Origin of the sequence: Candidatus Merdisoma sp. JLR.KK006 (genome assembly GCF_036941035.1) — a bacterium.
GTDB lineage: Bacteria > Bacillota > Clostridia > Lachnospirales > Lachnospiraceae > Laedolimicola.
Genome location: NZ_JAYMNS010000036.1, coordinates 15959 through 38319, shown reverse-complemented (window position 1 = coordinate 38319; position 22361 = coordinate 15959). Strand labels below are relative to the sequence as shown.

The window sequence follows — 22361 nt, the reverse complement described above, 5'->3', positions numbered from 1 at the left end:
CGCCTTGCCTGATTCTTTTTATAGGGCGAAGCCCGTAAAGCTTGGAACTGCGAATGCAGTTTCAAGCTTGCATGGCGGGGTAAAGTTATAAAGCCCCCCAGATTAAAAACAAAGGAAACTTAAGCAGATGTTAAGATTTGTGCAACAATATTAACATCCGTATACAACTTTGTTACAAGTCAGAAAATTTGTCGAAATAAGGCAATGCTAAGATTATGGTAACCAAAAGGAACACTCCCATACACAGCAAAATTCCGGGATTGTTCAAAAGTTTCAAGTGAGGAGGTTATCATTATGTGCGGCATTTGTGGATTTGTGGGGAATAAAAAAGGAAATTGGGATAGAGAAAATATAATAGAAGAAATGAAAGACACCATCCGTCACCGTGGACCCGACGACGGAGGAAGCTGGCTAAGTGAAAACGCAGCATTAGGCTTTCGTCGTCTAAGCATCATAGATCTGGAATCCGGTGCCCAACCCATGAAAAATGAAAACGGCGACAAAGTACTGGTTTTCAACGGCGAAATCTATAATTACCAACAACTTCGAGAAGAACTTCTGCAGGCAGGACACATTTTCGCAACCCATTCCGACACCGAAGTCCTGATTCATGGCTATGAAGAATGGGGCGGAGACATGCTGAACCGTCTGCGGGGAATGTTTGCTTTTGTTATCTGGGATGAAGAGAAAAAAGAGCTTTTTGCAGCCAGAGACTACTTTGGAATTAAGCCCCTTTACTACACGGTAGTAGGAGAAAGCCTCGTATTTGCATCAGAGATAAAAAGCATACTCAAATACCCGGAATACAAAAAAGAACTAAACGAACAGGCCCTGGAGCAGTTTCTCTCATTCCAGTATTCGGCTCTGGAGGAAACATTTTTTAAGGGAATCTACCGCTTAGAGCCGGGAAGCTTTCTCCGCTGGAGAAGCGGAAGCATCATCCTGGAAATTCAGAAATACTTCGAACCGACCCTGAAGCCGGAAGAGGGAAAAACCGGCAAGGAATGGCTGTCAGCAGTAGATGAGGTAATCAAGAATTCCGTAAAGGCCCACGAAATAGCAGATGTAGAGATCGGCACGTTTCTGTCCGGGGGTGTAGACTCCGGTCTGATAGCCTCAGAGTTTGGCGGAAAAAGAGCTTATACAGTAGGTTTTGGCCAGGAGAAAAGCAAATACAACGAGATCCAATATGCCAAAGAGACAGCAGACCAATGCAGCCTGGAACACAGAGGCAGAAGAATCCGGGAGCAGGAATTCTGGGAGGCCGTTCCGGAAGTACTTTACTACATGGATGAGCCTCTGGGAGATGCCTCTGCAGTAGCCCTGTATTTTCTCTCCATGGAAGCGGCAAAAGATGTAAAGGTAGTAGTATCCGGAGAGGGAGCCGACGAGCTTTTTGGCGGATACCGCATTTACTGTGAGCCGGAAGCCCTGCGCCGTTACCAGATGCTCCCCAAAGGGCTGCGTATAAAGCTTGCACGTCTGGCAGAGCATTTTCCAAACCTAAAGGGAAAAAACTTTCTGATTCGAGGAAGTAAATCCTTAGAAGAACGCTTTATCGGAAACGCCAACATCTTCTCCATGGAAGAGCGCAGAGAACTGCTTAAAAACTACACAGGAGCCAGAAGCCCCCAAAGCTTCCTGGAAGAAGACTATGACAGAACCGCAGACTTAAGAGATGCAGACAGAATGCAGGAAATAGACTTACGCCACTGGTTGCCGGGCGACATCCTCCAGAAAGCCGACCGCATGAGCATGGCCAATTCCCTGGAAGTACGAGTTCCTTTCCTGGATCGGGAGGTATTCGAGGTATCCCGCCATTTGCCTGCCAATATGAAGCAAAGAGGCCGGGTAACAAAATACATCCTGCGAAAAGCAGCCGCCTTCAAACTGGACGCCAACACCAGCGAACGCCCAAAGCTGGGCTTCCCAGTCCCAATCCGCCACTGGATATGCTCTGAAGAAGGCCAAAACCGTATGCGCCAGGCATTCTCAAGCCCAGCGGCAAAACAGTACTTCCGCCAGGAAAAACTAACCCAACTCTTAGAAGAACATCTTGCTAAACACAAAGACAACAGCCGAAAGCTCTGGACCATATACACTTTCTGCATCTGGTACGGCATCTATTTCAGCGAATCATAAACAGACTTTACCCTCTCTTAACAAAGGCATGTAAATCATTGTCAAGAGAGGGTATAAAAAAGAAACACAAAACATATTAAAATTAAAACAGTTCTCCAATACGCAACCCAGTAAATAACGGCTAAACTAACAAAACATCCACCGAAACACATCCCAAAACCAGGGAGGGACCCACAAGGTGGGAGGATTCCTTATTGCTAGGATATGGAAAAGCCTGCGGCCTTCCTCTGCGTCTCTCCCGTTCGTCTAATCATCCCTCTTGATTCATCTGATCAAGCAACCCAGCCTTAATCCGAAACAGCTTATCCGAAAGATCCACATAAACCTCATGAGGATTCGTCAACCTCCGAGTCTCATCCCAAAGGGTATCCTGCTCCCGAGCACAATAATCCCGAATCTCCATCACACTAGGCGAAGCATACACACACTCCCCCTTTTGGAACACCGGCACCAAAAGCTCACGCATATGATAAGTCCCGCCTTTCAGCTTCGTCTTCTTCCAGGTCTCAACCGAATCAAAAATCAAAAGATCCTGCGAAACATCAAACGTCTCATCCGCAAGGGAAATCAAATCCGCCCGAATCTTTCCCGTCTCATTATCATAAATCCGAAAAACAGTCTTATTCCCCGGATTCGTAATCTTCTCTGAATTCTCCGAAAGCTTAATCTTAGGAATAAATTCCCCTTCTTCATCCATCACAGCCGCCAGCTTATACACACCTCCAAAAGCCGGACAATCCGCTGAAGTAATCATATTCGTTCCCACACCCCAGGAAGTAATAGCCGCATTCTGTCCCTTAAGGCTCGTAATTAGGTATTCATCCAAATCACTGGAAGCCGAAATAACCGCATCCGGGAAACCGGCCTCATCCAGCATCTTCCGCGCCTTCTTGGACATATAAGCCAGATCTCCGCTGTCCAGCCGGATTCCATAAAAGGTCAAAGGAATCCCGGCTTCACGCATCTCCGTAAACACCCGGATAGCATTGGGAACCCCTGATTTTAGCGTATCATAAGTATCCGCAAGCAAAATACACGCATCCGGATAAAGCTCCGAATACTTCTTAAAAGCCGTATACTCATCCGGAAAGCTCATAATCCAGCTATGAGCATGGGTCCCTTTCACCGGAACATCAAAAAGCTGCCCGGCCAATACGTTCGAAGTACCGATGCACCCGCCAATCATAGCAGCCCGGGCTCCGTAAATCCCGGCATCCGGTCCCTGTGCCCGGCGTAGGCCAAATTCCATAATGCCATCTCCTTTAGCCGCATGAACCACACGGGCCGTCTTGGTGGCAATAAGACTTTGATGATTGACAATCGTAAGAATAGCTGTCTCCACCAGCTGAGCCTCCATAATAGGTGCAATCACCTTCACAAGAGGCTCCCTCGGAAATACCACCGTACCCTCCGGAATCCCATAAATATCTCCGGAAAACCGAAACTTACTCAAATACTCCAGAAAATCCTCATCAAAAAGCTTAAGGCTTCTCAGATAATCAATATCCTTTTGATCAAAGGTCAGATTCTTAATATAATCAATCACCTGATCCAAACCTGCAGCAATTGCGAAACCATTTCCAGAAGGGTTTTTCCGGTAAAAGGCATCGAAAACAACCGTTTCATTGGAATGATTTTTAAAGTAGCCCTGCATCATAGTAAGCTCATAAAGATCCGTGAGCAGAGTCAGTTTCATCGTACTCATAGTAATTTTCCACTCCTTGTTTTTGCGCAGCAAGTATGATTTCCCATCAGCTTATTGCGTGGATTTTAATAGCTGTCTTGTCACATGACGGACAATGACTGTGAATAGTTTAACAATAGCACATTCAAAGGAAAATGACAAGCCACTCTTCCCTTTTTCAAAAAAATATATTACAATAGTTAGAATGCGAAATGAGGTAACAGATAATGGTTGATTTTTTAGTGCATAAATTTGTAAAGGATTACCAAAATGTAGAGAATGCCCGGGTGCGCACCGAATACGGAGTTATGGCCAGCACGGTGGGGATTATCTGCAACATTCTGCTGTTTACGGGAAAGTTTATGGTGGGACTGGTACTCCACAGTGTTTCCGTTCAGGCGGATGCTTTCAATAACCTGTCAGATGCAGCCTCATCAGTGGTAGGCTTTGTAGGTGTGAAGATGGCAAGTAAGCCTGCAGATAAGGATCATCCTTTTGGTCATGGACGGATCGAATATATAGCAGCCCTGATTGTATCCTTTTTGGTAATTGAGGTTGGATTAAACTTTCTGAAAACTGCCGTAGGCAAGATATGGGAGCCGGAGGAGTTGTCTTTTAGCACAATATCCGTTCTGGTCCTTTTGATATCCATTGGAGTAAAGCTTTGGATGGCATATTTTAATCGAAAACTGGGTAGGCGGATACATTCCACTGTAATGATGGCTACGGCCACGGACGCTATGGGAGATGTGGTCACCACCTCCGCTGCGGTTCTGTCCCTTTTATTCTGCCGTTTTACGGGAATCAATATTGATGGTATTGTGGGGGCTCTGGTGTCCCTTGTGGTGATGTGGGCCGGCGTGGGCATTGCCAAGGATACTTTAGAGCCGCTCATCGGCAAGGCCGTGGACCCGGAGCTTTACCGGCAGGTTACGGAATTCGTGGAGGGCTATGAGGGAATTTTGGGCAGCCATGACCTTATTGTGCACAATTACGGACCCACGAGAAGCCTGGCTTCTATTCATGCGGAGGTGCCCAATGACGTAAGCATCGAGATTTCACATGAAATTATTGACAGGATTGAGCGTGAGGCGGCAAAAAAGCTTGGGATTTTTCTGGTGATTCATATGGATCCGGTAGAGGTGAGGGACGACCGGATAGCAGCTGTGCGGTCAAAGGTGACGGCTGTGCTGAAAGAGCTGGATGACCGGCTGACCCTGCATGATTTCCGCATGGTGGACGGGGAGCAGCAGATCAATCTGATATTTGATGTGGTAGTCCCTTTTGCTTACCGGGAGGAGGAGCTTACACAGCTTCAACTGGATATTATGGAACGAGTGAGTATTTTAGATTCCAGGTATCAGTGCGTGATGACCATAGAAAAAGGATATGTGGCCGAAGGATGAACGGGCCTAAAAGTCTGAAAGACAGCGAATGAATCATTAAAAAGAATAGTGAATAATTTCCAAATAGAAAAGGGGAAATTCCCATGAAAAATTTTATGAAAAAGTTGCAAAAAAGTACTTGCATTTTAGAAAAAGATGTGTTATAGTAATATTCACTGAAAAACAAAGGGCTATCGCCAAACGGTAAGGCAACGGACTCTGACTCCGTCATTTCAAGGTTCGAATCCTTGTAGCCCTGCTTTAAGACCCAGTGGAGGAATCCGCCGGGTTTTTGACTGTCTTTTGAGATGCTCCTTTAAAATGATATTAATATATTGCGAAAAGTTATGAACAATTACTTATAAAAGTCGGAAGCGGTAAAACAATCGAAACCTGAAGAAGCGCAGTAAGAAAAAGAGATTCTTACTGCGCTCTTTTTTGACAGGCGTTCAGCCTGCTGTGAGGTATACAACTGCATAAAGAAATAAAAATGGCAATATTGTTGGAAATATCAGCATGTGTTATACTATAAAACGAAGAGCAGACAGGAATAGGTATCATATAGCAGGAGGTGTGAATATGGCGAGAATGGTAGGAATCGGACTTCAAAGCTTTGAGAAAATAAGACAAAATAATTGTTTTTATGTGGATAAAACGGATTTTATACGAGAGTGGTGGGAAGCCCAGGATGAAGTTACGCTGATTACACGTCCGAGACGATTTGGGAAAACCTTGAATATGAATATGACGGAGCAGTTTTTTTCCGTGGATTACGCAGGACGAGGCGATCTGTTTGAAGGTCTGTCTATATGGAAAGAGGAGAAATTCAGAGAATTACAGGGAATGTATCCGGTGATTGCGCTGAGCTTTGCGGACGTAAAACAGATTACCTTTGACCAGGCCCGGAAGGCAATCTGTTTTTTCTGATTTAAACAATCTCAAGGTTGTTACTGCTACTTCAGATGAATATGCGGATTGCTTTGGATTTACAGAGGAAGAAGTTTTTGGGGCATTGGGTGAATTTGGGCTGTCTGACAGCGAGCAGGAGGTAAAAAGCTGGTATGACGGCTTTACTTTTGGCAGTTATACAGATATCTACAATCAATGGTCTATTTTGAATTATCTGGATACGAAAAAAGCAGGAGCTTACTGGACAAATTCAAGTTCTAACAGCCTGGTGGGAAAGCTCGTCCGGGAGGGGAGTGCGGATATTAAGAAAGAATTTGAAGAACTGATTTCCGGAAAGTCCATTGTAACGCCGATAGATGAGCAGATTGTGTACGGGAAATTGAATGAAAACGAGGATGGGATCTGGAGCCTGCTGCTGGCCGGCGGATATCTGAGAGTGATCCGGCATGAGGATTTTTGGGAGGCTGAGGATAAAGATATTCCGAACTATGAGCTGTGCCTGACAAACCGTGAGGTGAACCGGATGTTCCGTACTATGGTGAAGGGCTTACGGATACCGTGAAGGCGGCATTAAGGCAGATAGAGGAGAAAAAGTACGAAACCATGCTCATGTCCAAAGGAATTCCGGAGAAGAAGATTCGGAAATACAGCTTTGATTTTTGTGGGAAATAGGTTCTGATTGGAGGAACGGACATGCCGATGCCCGTTTGACTGGATAATTATCAAAAATTATGCTACAATACCACTCAGAGGTGAGAAATAAGATGTATTCATTCAACAGCAAAGTCCGTTACAGTGAGGTGGGCGAAGACAAAAAGCTTTCTTTAAACGGAATTATCAATTATTTTCAAGACTGCAGCACCTTCCAGTCCGAGGAACTAAAGGTGGGAGTGGGGGTACTGGAAAAGCTGCATCGTGTCTGGGTGCTTTCCTCATGGCAGATCGTGGTGGAGCGCTATCCGGAACTATGCGAGGAGATCACAATCGCTACCTGGCCCTACCATTTCCAGGGCTTCTGCGGCTGCCGGAATTTTGTAATGAAAGATCAGAAAGGGAAGATGCTGGCCTATGCCAATACCCTCTGGAGTTTCCTGGATACGGATACAGGCCGTCCGATACGGGTGCCGGAGAATATCGAGAAGGTATACGTGCTGGAGGAAAAGCTGGACATGAACTATGCTTCCAGAAAGGTGCCCATGCCAAAGGATGGGGAGAGGAAGGAGCCTTTCGCCGTACAGAAGCACCACCTGGATACCAACCATCACGTCAATAACGGCCAGTATATCCAGATGGCTCGGGAATATATTCCGGAGGACTTCCCCATTCGGCAGATGCGTGCAGAGTACAAGAAGTCGGCCGTTCTGGGTGACATGATTTATCCGGTAGTGCAAAAGGAAGACAACCGCTATATGACGGCTCTCTGCGATGAACTGGGGCGACCGTACGCTGTGGTAGAGCTTTCGTAATTGAAAAGGTTGAAAATGGTTTGGGAACAGATATACTGGAAAGAACCTGTGAGACCGGATACGGGTATAGCTGTTTGATTTATGGCGATAAAATTGGAGGACAAAGGCACATGATTTTATTGGGAAAAAAGCAGGAGCTGATCATTGTAAAAAAAGTTGAATTCGGCGTGTATCTGGCTGAAAAAGAGGGTGTGGAGGAACGGGTTCTGCTTCCGAAAAAGCAAGTGCCTGAACAGGCAAAGCCGGGAGAGCGGCTGGAAGTATTTGTCTACAGGGATTCCAGGGACCGCCTGATTTCCACCACACATGAGCCCAAGGTACAGCTTGGAGGAATTGCGGTACTTAAGGTAACGGAGGTTACAAAAATCGGAGCTTTTCTGGATTGGGGATTGGAAAAGGAGCTATTGCTTCCTTTCAGAGAACAGACCAGAAGAGTAAAGGCAGGAGAGGAAGTGCTGATTGCCCTGTATGAGGACAAGAGCAGTCGTCTCTGTGCCACCATGAATGTATACAAATATTTAAAGACCGATTCTCCCTATGAGGCAGAGGATCGGGTAACCGGAACCATTTATGAGATAAGCCGGGAATTTGGCGCTTTTGTAGCTGTAGACAATCGTTACTCCGGTCTGATTCCAAGAAAAGAGTTTCATGGAAATGCGGCCATTGGGGACAAGATAGAGGCTCGTGTAACGGCCGTAAAGGAAGACGGAAAGCTGAACCTGAGCATACAGGAAAAAGCTTACCTGCAGATGGATCGGGATGCGGAATATGTTCTCCAGGTATTGGACGAGTATGACGGAGTCCTCCCTTTTAATGACAAGGTTTCGCCGGAAATCATAGAGCGTGAATTGCACCTTAGTAAAAATGCATTTAAAAGAGCAGTGGGACGGCTCCTAAAAGATGGCAAAATAGAGATAACCGAGAAACGCATCCTGCGAAAATGATGGAAATTTAACAAATTTATAAAAAAAGGAAAAAAATGCTTTCCAAACTGCCTTTGAGCAGTTATAATGATGAAGAAGAAAGGAGTGAAAAAAGATGAAAGTTCAAAACATTTCAAACATCGATAAGTTCTTCGAAGTAGTAGACAGCTGCCAGGGTAAGGTAGAGCTGGTAACAGGCGAAGGCGACAGACTGAACCTGAAGTCCAAACTTTCTCAGTATGTATCTATGGCGAACATCTTTTCCAACGGTGAGATTCCGGAGCTTGAGATTATCGCATACGAGAAGGAAGATATCGACAAATTAGTTTCATTCATGATCAATGGTTAAATAAAACGCAGTAATGGTTCCTGTAAGGAACGGTTGCTGCGTTTTATAATTTTGGCAGTGAGTGCCATTCGGAAAACCGCCGATTTTCCGAAAGTCGGGCTTCACCCTATAAAAATGTAGTCTGACAACTTTGTCATCTTTTATTTTTGCACTGCTCAGACTTCTACAGATTCTTTTTCTTATACACAAAGGAAAGTCCAATTCCCGTAAGTACAACAAGATAAGCAAGCAGAATCAGAATGCCCAGTAGGTTTACAGGCTCTTTTGTGGCAATGCCCCGGACCATGCGGCTGGTCTGGGAAAGGGGCAGGGCAGCAATCATTTCCCGGGCTCCGTGAGGAATGCGATCCGTGGAAAAAAAGGTGTTGCACAGGTAAGCCATAGGCATAATAAAGTAATTGGAAAACCGGGGTACATCCGCATGGCTGCGGGCCAGGAAAGAGACTACAATGCCAAGGGCGGAAAAGACTGCACCGTTTAAAAAGAGAATCAAAATGGAGATTCCGTTAAATACAAGTCCGGTTTCGATAGGCCATACAAGAAAAAGGATAATACCTCCCGCATAAAGTCCTCGAAGAGCCCCGGCCAGAATCTGTCCGGCGATAAACTGCCACAGAGGGGTGGGGGAGATAATTACCTGATCAAAGGCTTTTTCATAGAGCCGCTGCACATTCAGATTTTGAGCGATGGCATTGAAGCTGCCGTTCATAGTGGTTAAAGATACCACGCCGGGTATCAAAAAATTGAGATAGGGCATTCCGTTCATGGTAGTCCGGATTCCCCAGCCAAATACAATCAGATACATCAATGGGGCGACCAGAGCCGCCAAGGTGATGCGGGAAAAGTCCCGCAGAAATTCCCTCCATTTTTCCCATAAAATCGTGATAATTCCCATAAGATACTCCATCTAACAGATTTTTATGACAGACGTTTTCCAACCTGCTCCACAAATACATCCTCCAGCGTAGTATCCCGAAGCGTGCATTGACTGGTAAGGCTGCTTAAACAGGCGATGGCTTCGGAACGCTCATGAAAGTAACGGCTGTGCAATCCCTCCGGCAGTGTCTCGTCAATGGCATAAGCCCCCAGATTTTCAATCAAATGGGCCGGTGTGTCAATCTCATTCAGCTTTCCGCCGTTCATCAGGGCTACACGGCTACAGAGAGACTGAGCTTCCTCGATGTAGTGGGTGGTCAAAAGGATAGTTAATCCCTGCTCATTTAACTGCCGCAGCAGCCCCCACATCTGCCGCCGGGAGATGGCATCCATACCGGCGGTAGGCTCGTCTAAAAGAAGAATCTCCGGCTCCGTAAGGAGAGCCCGGCAGACCATCAGCTTACGTTTCATGCCGCCGGATAGCTTGCGGATGGTTTTCCTGCGGTGCTCCGTAAGACCTGCAAAGGCAAAAAGCTCCTTTGTACGTGCTCTTATCTGCTTCACAGGCATAAAGTAAAGCCGCCCCTGGTACTCCATGATTTCCTCCATATCCATATCCTGCCGCATGGAATACTCTTGGGTGATGACACTGACCTTTTTCTTGAGATCCTGCCGCTTTCTGGTTAAGAGCTCGCCGTCAATTCGAATCTCACCAGAAGTGGGAAGCAGTAACGTGGACAACATACCGATCGTAGTTGTCTTTCCGGCACCGTTGGGTCCCAACAGACCAAAAAATTCACCTGTCTCAATTCGAAGATTGATGGAATCCACAGCAGTAAAATGCTCAAATTTTTTTGTGAGATTTTGAAGCTCAATCATGCCTGCCTTTTAGCTCCTTTGCAATGATGAGAGAATAGTATCCGGCATCATCGGGGATCTCATCTGTGCTGCGGTAGATATGTTCATTTGCCATGCCGCAGTTTTCCACCATAACCACATCCCGGCCGCTGGACTTTAGAATCTCCTTGACCTGCTGCATCTTCCGCCCGGATTTCATCAAAACATAGTTGCCGGGGAGGGATAGGTCGCTGTTCAGCTTGTGAACGGCGGGCAGGATATGCAGCTGCTCATCCCACTCAACCAGAGACGTACCTGTCCGTGCTGCGGCAGCACAGAAAGAAGTAATTCCGCTGACCAGCTCTGTATGATAGCCCCGATTTAGAATATGCTTCTGCACATAGAGGTAAGTAGAGTAAATGGTGGGATCTCCCAATGTAAGGAAAACCACATTTTTTCCCTCTTTCAGATAAGCTTCAATGATATCGGCCGCCTTTTGGTGATTTCGGTTCATCTCCTCCTTGTCGTGGGTCATGGGCATGTCCACGGAAAGGAGGTTTTTTTCCGCCAATTCCGGTAGGGCCTGAACGGCAATCTGGTAGGCTACCGTTTCTCTGGCATCAGGTCCCGGAAGAGCGATCACTTCATTTTCACGGATGAGACGTACGGCCTTTAGAGTCATAAGCTCCGGATCACCAGGGCCAACGCCCGCACCATATAAGATTCCAGTCATAAGCGTTCTCCTAATCTTATTTCAGTTCTTTTGTAAATGCATGAGATTTATTATACGGGGGATAGAAATTTTTTTCAACTAGATTTTTGTTATTACGCACAATGCATATTGCTTTTTGTCAGGGAATGTGCTATATTACGTTCGTAGCTTCGCAGGAAGCGGGCTGCAGGTGTCACGCCGTCCGGATGCGGCGTGGTGAAAAGGGAAACAGGTGAAAGTCCTGTGCGAACTCGTCACTGTAAGTAGGGAGTGGGATGCCATATAAGCCACTGAGAGATTGGGAAGGCGGCATTGTTGTGAGGATCTACAAGTCAGGAGACCTGCCTGCGGAAAATTCGGGAGAAATCTCGGTGAACCATATAGTTAGATGAATGGATACACCGGCCCCGAGGCCACGAGTAACTGGTCGCAGATGTCAGAAAAACATACAACATCATTGCGTCCTCTTACCGATGCCTTTCCCGAACAAGGAGGGCATTTTTACATTTAACCAGAACGGCCTGCGACGTTCCAAAGAAGGAGGAACAATATGAGAAGAAACATGTCACTTTTGCTGGCAGCACTTATGGTGCTTGTTTTTTGCTTAAGCGGATGCGGCAAGGAAGCGGAGCCGGCAGCACCTGCACCGGCAGAGGAAGCAGAAACGCCGGAGGAGACACCTGAGGAGACGGAAGCACCGGGAGAGGAAGCTTCCGATCAGGAAAAAGCAGATGAAGTTGCAGGTTTGATTGATGCAATCTATGTTCAGAAGAGAACGGACGAGACGGATGCACAGTGTGCAGCGGCAAAGGCTGCCTGGGATGCATTGACGGATGCTCAGAAAGAGTTAGTGGAGGGTAAAGAAGCGGATCCGGATTACTTTGGAAGAGACACGGGAGATGCTTCCAAGGACGATCCACTTAACCAGGATGAGATTGGCGAGAACGAGCTTTTGGTAGTCAGCTTCGGTACATCCTTTAATGACAGCCGTGTGGCGGACATTAAGGGGATTGAGGATGCCCTGGCTGCGGCAAATCCTGACTGGTCCGTAAGGAGAGCATTTACGGCTCAGATTATTATCAATCATGTGCAGGCAAGGGATAATGAGTTTATTGACAATATGGATCAGGCTCTGGAGCGTGCGGTGGCAAATGGGGTAAAGAATCTTGTGATTCAGCCCACGCACCTGATGCGTGGTGCGGAGTATGACGAGCTGATGGAGTCCGTTGGGGCCTATGAGGACAAGTTTGAATCCGTAAAGATTGCGGACCCCCTGCTGGGAGACGTTGGATCGGACGCAACAGTTATCAATGCAGACAAGAAAGCCGTAGCAGAAGCAGTTACGGAAGAAGCCGTGAAGACGGCTGGTTATGACAGCCTGGATGGGGCAAAGGAGGACGGTGCGGCATTTGTATTCCTGGGACACGGAACCTCCCACACGGCTAAGGTTTCCTACAGCCAGATGCAGACACAGATGAAAGAGCTTGGCTATGAGAATGTATTTATCGGAACTGTTGAGGGAGAGCCGGAGGAAACGGCCTGCGAAGCCGTGATTGAGGCAGTGGCAGAGGCCGGCTACAAGAAAGTGATTCTCCGTCCCCTGATGGTAGTGGCGGGTGATCATGCCAACAATGATATGGCCGGAGACGATGATGATTCCTGGAAGAGCATGTTTACGGCATCCGGTAAGTTTGACAGTGTAGATACACAGATTGCAGGACTTGGCCAGATTCCGGCGATTCAGGATCTGTATATTGCACATACCGCAGCAGCTATGAAGTAAATTATCTGTTCAGCCAGTATTTGCATTCATTGAACAGTGAAAGTAAGGAAAAAGAAAATGAAAAGAAAAATCATCATGTTAGTGAGCACGGCCCTTGTGATAGGGACACTTTTAACGGGCTGCACCTCTTTGAAAAATGCAGAGGAAGATCAGGAACAGGAGACGATGGAAGCATCCGAGCCGGAGGCGGACCTTGGGAATGAACAAGATTCAGAGGACCAGAAAGAAGAGGAAGAAAAGGCTGCACCTGCAGTCGTTTTGAAAGATGGTACTTATACGGCGGAATTTGATACGGACAGCAGCATGTTTCATGTATGCGAGGCCCACGACGGAAAGGGAACTCTTACCGTAGAGAATGGGGAGATGGTGATACATGTATCCCTGGCTTCTAAAAATATTGTGAATCTTTTTCCCGGTGTGGCGGAAGATGCCGGTAAGGAGGGGGCCAGGGTTCTTGAGCCGACGACAGATTCCGTTACCTACAGTGACGGCATAACAGAAGAGGTCTATGGATTCGATATTCCGGTTCCCGGGATAGATGTAGAATTTGATCTGGCACTGATTGGAACAAAGGGAACCTGGTACGATCATAAGGTCAGTGTCTCGAATCCCCAAAGAATGGAATAGGGGCTGCATATCTGACTTTGGATGATAAACATTCGGGGGCTGCCGCAAAGGCCAAGAGCTTTTTCTTGCGGCAGCCTTAGATTTATATGTATGATTGGAGAAATCATTATGAAAAAAGGAAAACTGTTTCGGATGCTTAAAGTATCAGTTTTTACAATTCTCCTGGGAGGATGTCTTGCTTTTCCTGGATTGGCGGCTTACGGTGCAGAAGCAGGAGAGCCGGAGGCGGCACTTATTGACATGGAGGATGGAGAATATGCCATAGAAGTGGAGCTGACAGGCGGAACGGGAAGAACTACGGTGTCCTCCCCGGCAGGTCTGACGGTTTTGGACGGACATGCTTATGCCCGGATTGAGTGGAGCAGTACCCACTACGATTACATGCTTGTGGAGGGAAAAAAGTATTTTCCCCTTTATGAGGAGGGCTATTCCACCTTTGAGATTCCCATTACAGTTTTCAATGAACCAGTGGAGGTAATTGCAGATACTACAGCCATGAGCACGCCCCATGAGATTACATATCAGCTGACCTTTGACCTGGAGGGCGTTATGTCAAAACAACAGACACCCCAGGCGGCAGCCCAGAGAGTCGTCTATATGGTGATATTTATTATTTTTATATGCGTCGTTGTTTCCTTTATCAGTAAGAGAAGAAGAATGCTTAGAAGCTGAAAGGGTGTATGTGCAGATGATAAAAAAGCTGACTGCAATTGGTCTTGTCGGCGTGCTGTTACTTTCCCTGACCTCCTGCAAGAACGGGCAAAAGGAAGAAAGCACAAAAAATAACAAGGATATCAGCCGGGAGCTTACCTGGGAGAGCAGTATGGAGCTTCGCTATGCCAGTGAATTTGGAGTGGATTATTATGAAGGCGGCTATAAGCTGTTGACCATTGCCGAGGATGCACGTTATCTGGTGGTTCCGGAGGAAATGAAAGTGCCGTCGGACTTAAGCGGAGATATTATTGTGCTGCAGCAGCCTGTTGAAAATATCTATCTGGTGGCTTCTGCGGTTATGGATATGTTCGTGTCCCTGGATGCTCTTGACAGGGTTGGATTTTCCGGCTTAAAGGCGGATTCCTGGTATATTGAGGAAGCGAGAGCCGCTATGGAGCGAGGAGATATTCTCCATGCGGGCAGTTATGCGGCCCCCGATTATGAGCAGATCGTGTCAAAGGGCTGCGGACTTGCAGTAGAAAATACCATGATTTATCATACGCCGGAGGTCAAGGAGCAGTTGGAGAAGCTGAAAGTCCCTGTGCTGGTGGACTATTCCAGCTATGAGAGTAATCCTCTTGGAAGAACGGAGTGGGTCAGGCTGTACGGAGTACTGACAGAGAAAGAGGAAGAAGCTGAAGCTGCTTTTGAGGAGGAAGTAAAGGCGTTTGAGACTGTGGATCAGGGAGAAAAGACAGGAAGCAGGGTGGCTTTCTTCTATATTACTGCCAATGGGGAGGTCAATGTGCGTCGCTCTTCGGATTATCTGCCAAAAATGATTGAGATGGCCGGGGGCAGCTATGTGTTTGAACATCTGGGAGAGGAAGAGGATACGGCTTCCTCCAATGTGACGATGCAGATGGAGGAATTCTATGCGGCGGCCCAGGATGCGGATTATATTATTTATAACAGTACCACCACAGAGGAGTTATCCTCCATAGAAGATTTGCTGGAAAAAAGCAATTTGTTGGAGCGATTTCAGGCAGTGCAGCAGGGAAATGTCTACTGTACTACAAAAAATCTCTATCAGTCCTCTATGGAGCTTGGAACCATTATTTCCGATATGCACAAAATGCTTACGGGTGAGGATGATATGACTTATCTGTATCGGTTGGAGTAAGTGATGAAGAAGAGACGATATGTGTTGTCATTTTTTATATTAGGAATTTTGTTGCTTTTCTTTCTGGCACTGAATTTGTGTGCGGGAAGTGTATCAGTGCCCCTAAAAGAGGTTCTGCACATCCTTTTGGGAGGAGAAGCGGACGGGACATTTACGGATATTATTATGGAGATACGCTTTCCACGGGCTTTGGCTGCGGCTGTTCTGGGGGGAGGGCTTGCCCTGTCCGGCTATCTTTTGCAGACCTTTTTCCATAATCCCATAGCGGGTCCTTTTATCCTTGGCATCTCCTCCGGAGCAAAGCTTGTTGTTGCCCTGGTGATGGTATTTGCTCTGGGACGGGCCATTCATATCAGCTCCATGGTGATGATTGCTGCCGCATTTGTGGGAGCGATGATCTCCATGGGCTTTGTTCTTCTCATGTCACGCATGATGGATCGGATGTCCATGCTGATTGTGAGTGGAGTTATGATTGGATATATCTGCTCGGCGGTGACGGACTTTATTGTGACCTTTGCGGATGATTCCAATATTGTGAACCTGCATAACTGGTCGAAAGGAAGCTTTTCCGGAATCAGCTGGGAAAATGTTGCCCTTATGTCTGTGGTGACCTTTCTGGCTTCCGTCCTGGTGTTTTTTATGTCTAAGCCCATCAGTGCTTATCAGATGGGGGAATCCTACGCAAAAAATATGGGGGTGAATATTCAGGTGTTTCGCTCCCTGCTGGTGATTTTGTCCAGTGTGCTTTCGGCCTGTGTGACCGCATTTGCCGGGCCGGTTTCCTTTGTGGGAATTGCGGTTCCCCATTTGGTAAAAAGCCTGTTTCGTACTGCAAAGCCTATTTTGATGATTCCGGGCTGCTTTCTGGGAGGTGCGGTGTTCTGCCTGCTGTGTGACCTTTTGGCCCGAACCTTATTTGTCCCCACGGAGCTTAGTATCAGTACGGTAACGGCGGTTTTTGGAGCACCGATTGTAATCTTTGTTATGGTTCATCGAAAGAAAGAGAAAGCGGAGTAAGGCATATGGAAGAATTCTATTTTTATACGGAGGGCCTGACCGTAGGCTATCAGGGTGTTCCGCTTATTAAAAATATTGAGATTCGGTTGAAAAAGGGGGAAATCCTTACCCTGATTGGGCCGAACGGTGCAGGAAAAACTACTATATTAAAGAGTATTATCCGACAACTTGCCCCCCTGGGGGGAATGGTGCATCTGGACGGAAAGGAGATCCAGGGACTTTCAGGGAAAGAGCTTTCGAAAAAGCTTTCGGTGGTTCTCACGGAACGAGTGCGTCCGGAACTGATGACCTGTGAGGATGTGGTGGCTACGGGCCGCTATCCCTATACCGGAAAGTTTGGGGTTCTCTCGGAGGAGGACAGGCGGATTGTGCGGGAATCCATGGAGCTGGTTCATATTGAGGAGCTTGTGGACCGGGATTTTGCCAGAACCAGTGACGGACAGAAGCAGCGTGTGATGCTGGCCCGGGCCATCTGCCAGGAACCGGATCTCATTGTGCTGGATGAACCTACTTCCTTTCTTGATATTCGTTATAAGCTGGAGTTTCTCTCCATTCTTCAGGGAATGTCAAGGAGCCGGCATCTGTCGGTAATTATGTCTCTTCACGAGCTTGAACTGGCGGAACGTATCTCTGATAAGGTCGTGTGCGTGAAAGGGGATAAGGTGGATCGGTTCGGGACACCGGGGGAGGTGTTTACGCCGGGATATATTGCCGGGCTGTATGAGATGACAGCCGGAAGCTATGATGAGAAGACAGGGAATCTGGAACTTGAACCTGTAAAAAAGGAGCCGGAGGTTTTTGTCATTGCCGGAAATGGAACCGGGGCATCGGTTTTTCGAAGACTGCAGAGGGAGGGAACGCCTTTTGCGGCGGGGATTTTGTGGGAGAATGATTTGGATTGTCCCCCGGCAAAGGCCCTTGCTTCGGAGGTGGTGCTTGAGAGAGCTTTTTGCAGGATTGGGCCGGAGAAAGTGGAGAGGGCGAAAGCGTTGATTGACGGCTGTAAAAGGGTGATTTGTACGCTGGATTTGGAGGAGACGGGGGAATGGAAAGAGGAGCTGCGGGAGATTGCCGGATATGCCGGGAAGAATGGGAAACTTGAAAGACAGTATGATTAGGCGATTTGCGGATTATGCTCTATATTGACGTGCCCGGGGTCATATGGTATGATGACACAAGACCTGTGGTCGTTTGTGACGAAGCGGGAAAAGCTTCTTTGCACTTGAATTTGCGGATGCAGTAAGGGTGGCTGACGGTCTATGTGGAGGGCGGGTATATGGATAATGTAAGGGAGCTTTTGGGGACGGCGGGTGAAGGTATGCCGGGTGTCGGGGACCGTGAGCAGCACAGCGGTATGCAAAGCGTTCAGAATCTGGAGGCTGTAATCAATGAGGGCCTTCGTGTTGCGTTGCTGGAGGGAACGCCGGACCAGTCCCTTGAAGTGCTGTTAGGGTACCTGGGAAAAGCGTTGAACGGGGAGCGTACCTATATTTTTGAGCAGAACGAGTCCGGCGGAGATGACAATACTTATGAGTGGGCGGCCGAAGGAGTGGAGCCGGAAAAGGATAATCTTCAAAATGTTCCCCCGGAGGTATGTGCAAGCTGGTATCGGAACTTTAGCATCGGCAGGCATATCGTTATCAAGAGTATAGAGGATATTCGGAAGACGGAGCCTCTTCAGTATGAAAATCTGAAGCGTCAGCACATTCATTCCCTTGTGGTGGTTCCGCTTTATAACGGAGAAAAGGTTATCGGCTTTTACGGCGTGGACAACCCGCCCGTAAAATCGTTGGAATATGCATCCAATATGCTTCAGACTGCGGCATATTTTATTGTATCCTCTCTGAAGCGGCGTGATTTGGTCCGTGAGCTTCAAAAGAGGAGCTATAAGGTTCTCCATGCCCTGAGTGTGGATTACCTGGGCATCTATCAGGTAAACTTTGATACGGGCGAATGTGAGACCTATCGGAACAGTGAACGGTTGAGCATGGATTGGGCTGCTTGTTTTGAGGGCGGTTATCAGACAGCTATGGAGCAGTACATATCTCAGTATGTGATCCCCCGGGATCAGGAACGCTTTCGGGCCATGACAAAAAAAGACTATGTACTGGCGAAGCTTAAGGAAAAGAAGAAATTTTCCATCCGGTATCAGGAGAAAGACAGCACCTGCGGACTGAAATACCTGGAGATTCATTTTTCCGCCACGGAAAAGACGGAGGAAGAAAACTGTGCCATATTTGCTCAGCGGGACATTAACGCCGTAGTGGAACAGGAAGAGAAAGACAAACTGGAGGCGAGGCAGAGTCTGGAGGACATTCTGGAGGGAGCCAGAACCGGTATCTGGACGATTGAACTGGAGGAGGGCTGTCAGCCAAGAATGTATACGGACCGGACCATGCGTAGTCTTTTGGGCGTTTCGGATGAGATCGGGCCAGAGGATTGCTATCGGCACTGGTTTGAACATATTGAACCGGATTATGTGGTCATGGTACAGGAGTCGGTGCGGGAAATATTGGAAACCGGCCGTTCCGAAGTGATTTACCCCTGGAACCATCCCGAGCTTGGGAAAATTTATGTCCGCTGCGGCGGCGTGCCCGACAAAACATTTAAAAAACCGGGCAGCAGTCTGAATGGCTATCATCAGGATATCACGGAGATTATGGTGACAAGGAAGAAGCAGGAACAGGCCATTATGGAGCTGCTTGAGAAGGTCCGGCGGGCAAATTCCGCAAAGAGCGAATTTCTTTCCCATATGTCCCACGATCTCCGCACGCCTATCAATGGGATTCTGGGAATGCTGTCTATCATGGAGAAAAGACAGCAGGATCCGGAGATGCAGAGAGACTGCAGGAAGAAAATCCGTGTATCAACAGAACATCTTCTGTCCCTGGTAAATGACGTTCTTCAGATCAGCAAGTTGGAAAGCGGAAGCCGGACGGAGGCAGAGGAGCCTTTTGATCTTTGGGAACTGGTGGAAAACAGCGTCACAATCCTGTCTCCGCAGGCGGAGGAAAGGGGAATCCGGCTGACGCTGGATGTTGAGTTGCAGCATGGGAGACTGATTGGGAATCCGCTGCATGTAAAGCAGATTCTTCTTAATACGATTGACAATGCCATCAAATACAATCGGTCTCATGGCTCCGTGTCTGTCCGGATAAGGGAGAATGCACACCAAAACGGGAGGGCAAGCTTCCTCTTTGTGATAAAAGATACCGGAATCGGCATTGGCGAGGACTTTAAAAAGCATATTTTTGAGCCCTTTACTCAGGAGGATCAGGGTGCAAGAACCAACTATAACGGTATTGGGCTTGGCATGTCCACCGTGAAAAAGATCGTAGACCAGATGGAAGGGAGCATTGAGGTAGATAGCCGGGTCGGCGAGGGAAGCGAGTTCCGGATTATGCTGCCCATTCAGATTGACGAGGCATGGAGAGAACCGTCCGGGAATGATGCAGGGAATGTTGCTGGGATGCGTGTGCTTCTGGTAGAGGATAATGAGATCAACTGTGAAATTGTGGAGTTTATGCTGAAAGAGGCAGGGGCAGAGGTTGTGACGGCAAATGACGGAAAAGCGGCGGTGGATGCATTTGCGGCATCTGCTCCGGGAACCTTTGACTGTGTGCTTATGGATTTGATGATGCCGGTTATGAGCGGATATGAGGCAACCCGTGTGATTCGAGGTCTGGATCGGGCGGATGCGAAGCTTGTGCCTATCATTGCACTGTCGGCGAACGCATTTGAAGAAGATATTGCACTGGCGAAGGATGCCGGAATGAATGAGCATCTGGCGAAACCCGTAGACATGAAGAAGATGTTTCAAGTTATGGGCCGCCTGAAATTCGGCCGGACAATAGGCCATTGATCCGGAAGAGGATATGGAGGGCACCATTAGAAAAACTTGGTAGAAATAGCGGCTGCGGCAAGTCAATTAATTGCCGTGGCCGCTTCCGAACTTTTATGAGCTTCCTGCTTTTGATGCTTTAATCCAGCTCGTCCCCATTTGATTTCAGAACTTTCTGATACCAATAAAAGGAATCCTTTTTCAAACGCTTACACTCTTTGGGATCATCATCCGTCCGATCTACATAGATGAAGCCGTAGCGTTTTTTCACCCCATTGCTGGTGGAAATCAAATCCAGTGCTGACCAGGGGCAGTAAGCCAGTATTTCTACACCATAGTCCATAGCTCTTTTCATGGCCTTAATATGTTCTCTTAAGTACTGTATCCGATAGTCATCATGAATCTTTCCATCCTCCGTTAAGGTATCAAAGGCACCCATACCATTTTCCGTTATCATCAGAGGTTTATTGTAACGCATATAGATATCACGGAACAGATATTCCAGACCTGTAGGATCAATGGACCAATCCCAGTCCGTGGTGTCAAGATTCGGATTCTTGCACATCTCGTAAAATCCCGGATGTGTCTCAAAGCCAGACATTTCCCCTTTCTTTCCGGACAGATTCACGCCGCCATAGCTGATTTCTTTTCCTGCGTCTAAGGGGCACGCCTTGGCACAATCACTGTAATAATAGTTCAGAGCAAGGAAATCGGATTCGCCCTCTTCAATAAGCTCCATGTCTCCGGGTTCAATCACCGGTGCAAGCCCGTGTTCCTCCAGATAAATCATAGCGGATTTCGTATAAAATCCTTTGAAATAAATATCCAGATAAAATGCATTACGCAGATCATGGGCATTCTGTGCGGCCATCATATCCTGCGGAGAGGAAGAAAGAGGATAGACGGGTGCGTAGCCGAGAGCAGCCCCCACCATTCCGCCGGGCACCAGTTCGTGGACCAGCTTACAGGCAATGGCATGTGCCAGATTCATATGATGATTGATCTGATACCGTATCTGGTTATTTCCACGGTATTTTTCCGGAATAAAACACTTTTGCTCAATATACTGGACAATAATGCTCTGCTCATTGATGGTGGTCCAGTATTTAACCTTGTCCTTGAATTCGTTGATCACGTACCGGGCATAATATTCAAAATCAGCCACCACCTGCCGGTCAATCCAGCCGTCATATTTTTCTACCAGAGTCCAGGGAAGATCATAGTGATACAAAGTTACAATGGGCTCAATATCATTTCGGATCAGTTCATCAATCAGATCCCGATAGAATTGGATCCCCTTTTCATTGACATCGCCCACACCATCGGGAAACACTCTTGACCAGGCAATGGAAAAGCGATAGGCTGAAAATCCCATTTCTTTCATCAGAGCAACATCCTCTTTAAAATGATGGTAGTGGTCACTGGCAATATCCGCATTGGCAAAGCCGTGTTTTTCATAATTTTCATGATTGATCACATCCTGCTGGGAGGCCTTTTTGCCATCCTCATAGGCAGCACCCTCCACCTGGTAAGCACTGGTGGATGCCCCCCACAGAAACCCCTTGGGAAATTCTTTCTTCATTCTGATTCCCTCCTATCTGCATTTTTCGTGAAGCAGTCTCAGAATATCGATCATTTCTTCCGCCATTCTTACTTCGGAATTAATCGTCATCAGGGTATCCTGGGCATGGGCAAACAGCAGGGAGAAACCGTAGCTGATACCGCTTGCTTCGTTTTGGATAATTTCCGTCTGACAGTTGTGGGCCAGGGTGATCTCCCTCTTTGCTTCTCTCATTTCTGTTGCTGCTTTTTCAAAATCAAACTTTTTGGCTGTCTTTAGAGCCTCTGTTATCTTAATTCTTGCATCTCCGGCATGCATAATAATCTGCATGGCTACGGGAACCAGTTCGCTTTCTTCCTGCTCTTCCAATACTTCCTTTTCCAATTCGCTCATAAACTCTGCCTCCTATTTATAG

20 protein-coding genes, 1 tRNA gene and 1 riboswitch are annotated in these 22361 nt (G+C 47.3%); of the genes, 15 read left to right on the top strand and 6 right to left on the bottom strand.

The window, feature by feature from the left end; translation table 11 throughout:
- The first annotated feature begins 294 nt into the window (after positions 1-294).
- A complete protein-coding gene (asnB, locus tag VSQ61_RS19880; RefSeq protein ID WP_334346109.1) occupies positions 295-2142 on the top strand; it encodes an asparagine synthase (glutamine-hydrolyzing) in 1848 nt (615 codons plus the stop codon).
- Between the two features lie 250 nt (positions 2143-2392).
- Here asnB and VSQ61_RS19875 read toward each other — a convergent pair whose 3' ends face one another.
- The gene (locus tag VSQ61_RS19875; protein ID WP_334346108.1) at positions 2393-3847 is read right to left on the bottom strand and encodes a nicotinate phosphoribosyltransferase; all 1455 of its coding nucleotides are present in this window, start codon (positions 3845-3847) and stop codon (positions 2393-2395) included.
- A gap of 206 nt (positions 3848-4053) precedes the next feature.
- Here VSQ61_RS19875 and VSQ61_RS19870 point away from each other — a divergent pair, with 206 nt between their 5' ends.
- From VSQ61_RS19870 to VSQ61_RS19840, 7 genes are all read left to right on the top strand, one after another.
- On the top strand, positions 4054-5232 hold the full coding sequence (locus VSQ61_RS19870) for a cation diffusion facilitator family transporter (protein WP_334346107.1): 1179 nt from the start codon (positions 4054-4056) through the stop codon (positions 5230-5232).
- 166 nt (positions 5233-5398) lie between these two features.
- Positions 5399-5470, top strand: a tRNA-Gln gene (locus tag VSQ61_RS19865).
- Positions 5471-5790: 320 nt separating this feature from the next.
- Complete coding sequence (locus VSQ61_RS19860) at positions 5791-6138, top strand: AAA family ATPase (protein WP_334346105.1); 348 nt, start codon at positions 5791-5793, stop codon at positions 6136-6138.
- Positions 6104-6682: a P-loop NTPase family protein gene (locus tag VSQ61_RS19855; protein ID WP_334346104.1), complete on the top strand. Its 579-nt coding sequence runs from the start codon at positions 6104-6106 to the stop codon at positions 6680-6682. The genes VSQ61_RS19860 and VSQ61_RS19855 overlap by 35 nt, the downstream gene beginning before the upstream one ends.
- Positions 6683-6884: 202 nt before the next feature.
- Complete coding sequence (locus VSQ61_RS19850; protein ID WP_334346103.1) at positions 6885-7586, top strand: acyl-[acyl-carrier-protein] thioesterase; 702 nt, start codon at positions 6885-6887, stop codon at positions 7584-7586.
- A 110-nt stretch (positions 7587-7696) separates the two neighbouring features.
- Positions 7697-8530: a CvfB family protein gene (locus tag VSQ61_RS19845; RefSeq protein WP_334346102.1), complete on the top strand. Its 834-nt coding sequence runs from the start codon at positions 7697-7699 to the stop codon at positions 8528-8530.
- A 94-nt stretch (positions 8531-8624) separates the two neighbouring features.
- Positions 8625-8858, top strand: coding sequence for a polya polymerase (locus VSQ61_RS19840; protein ID WP_334346101.1), 234 nt, complete (start codon positions 8625-8627; stop codon positions 8856-8858).
- 163 nt (positions 8859-9021) lie between these two features.
- On the opposite strand, the gene VSQ61_RS19835 is transcribed toward VSQ61_RS19840, so the two are convergent.
- The 3 genes from VSQ61_RS19835 to cobI are packed head-to-tail and all read right to left on the bottom strand — an operon-like array spanning position 9022 to position 11304.
- Positions 9022-9753 (bottom strand): ABC transporter permease, encoded by a 732-nt coding sequence (locus VSQ61_RS19835; RefSeq protein ID WP_334346099.1) that lies wholly within the window; start codon positions 9751-9753, stop codon positions 9022-9024.
- Between the two features lie 23 nt (positions 9754-9776).
- On the bottom strand, positions 9777-10613 hold the full coding sequence (locus VSQ61_RS19830) for an ABC transporter ATP-binding protein (RefSeq protein WP_334346098.1): 837 nt from the start codon (positions 10611-10613) through the stop codon (positions 9777-9779).
- A complete protein-coding gene (gene cobI / locus VSQ61_RS19825; protein ID WP_334346097.1) occupies positions 10606-11304 on the bottom strand; it encodes a precorrin-2 C(20)-methyltransferase in 699 nt (232 codons plus the stop codon). The genes VSQ61_RS19830 and cobI overlap by 8 nt, the downstream gene beginning before the upstream one ends.
- A gap of 150 nt (positions 11305-11454) precedes the next feature.
- Positions 11455-11646: riboswitch (cobalamin riboswitch) on the top strand.
- A gap of 187 nt (positions 11647-11833) precedes the next feature.
- Between cobI and VSQ61_RS19820 the strand changes: the two genes are divergently transcribed.
- The 7 genes from VSQ61_RS19820 to VSQ61_RS19790 all read left to right on the top strand — a co-directional run bounded on the left by VSQ61_RS19820 (position 11834) and on the right by VSQ61_RS19790 (position 20406).
- Entirely contained in the window at positions 11834-13066 is a 1233-nt protein-coding gene (locus VSQ61_RS19820) for a sirohydrochlorin cobaltochelatase (RefSeq protein ID WP_334346096.1), read from the top strand.
- Between the two features lie 57 nt (positions 13067-13123).
- The gene (locus VSQ61_RS19815) at positions 13124-13693 is read left to right on the top strand and encodes a hypothetical protein (RefSeq protein WP_334346095.1); all 570 of its coding nucleotides are present in this window, start codon (positions 13124-13126) and stop codon (positions 13691-13693) included.
- A 108-nt stretch (positions 13694-13801) separates the two neighbouring features.
- Positions 13802-14365 (top strand): hypothetical protein, encoded by a 564-nt coding sequence (locus VSQ61_RS19810; RefSeq protein ID WP_334346094.1) that lies wholly within the window; start codon positions 13802-13804, stop codon positions 14363-14365.
- Positions 14366-14381: 16 nt separating this feature from the next.
- Entirely contained in the window at positions 14382-15527 is a 1146-nt protein-coding gene (locus tag VSQ61_RS19805) for an ABC transporter substrate-binding protein (protein WP_334346093.1), read from the top strand.
- Positions 15528-15530: 3 nt separating this feature from the next.
- Positions 15531-16544 (top strand): FecCD family ABC transporter permease, encoded by a 1014-nt coding sequence (locus tag VSQ61_RS19800; protein ID WP_334346092.1) that lies wholly within the window; start codon positions 15531-15533, stop codon positions 16542-16544.
- 5 nt (positions 16545-16549) lie between these two features.
- Positions 16550-17662 (top strand): ABC transporter ATP-binding protein, encoded by a 1113-nt coding sequence (locus tag VSQ61_RS19795; RefSeq protein WP_334346091.1) that lies wholly within the window; start codon positions 16550-16552, stop codon positions 17660-17662.
- 158 nt (positions 17663-17820) lie between these two features.
- Positions 17821-20406 (top strand): hybrid sensor histidine kinase/response regulator, encoded by a 2586-nt coding sequence (locus VSQ61_RS19790; protein ID WP_334346090.1) that lies wholly within the window; start codon positions 17821-17823, stop codon positions 20404-20406.
- Between the two features lie 118 nt (positions 20407-20524).
- On the opposite strand, the gene VSQ61_RS19785 is transcribed toward VSQ61_RS19790, so the two are convergent.
- Together VSQ61_RS19785 and VSQ61_RS19780 are read right to left on the bottom strand one after the other, a co-directional pair.
- Complete coding sequence (locus VSQ61_RS19785; protein WP_334346089.1) at positions 20525-21967, bottom strand: glycoside hydrolase family 1 protein; 1443 nt, start codon at positions 21965-21967, stop codon at positions 20525-20527.
- Between the two features lie 12 nt (positions 21968-21979).
- Positions 21980-22339, bottom strand: a complete 360-nt coding sequence (locus VSQ61_RS19780) for a PTS sugar transporter subunit IIA (protein ID WP_334346088.1) — start codon at positions 22337-22339, stop codon at positions 21980-21982.
- Between the last annotated feature and the right edge of the window lie 22 nt (positions 22340-22361).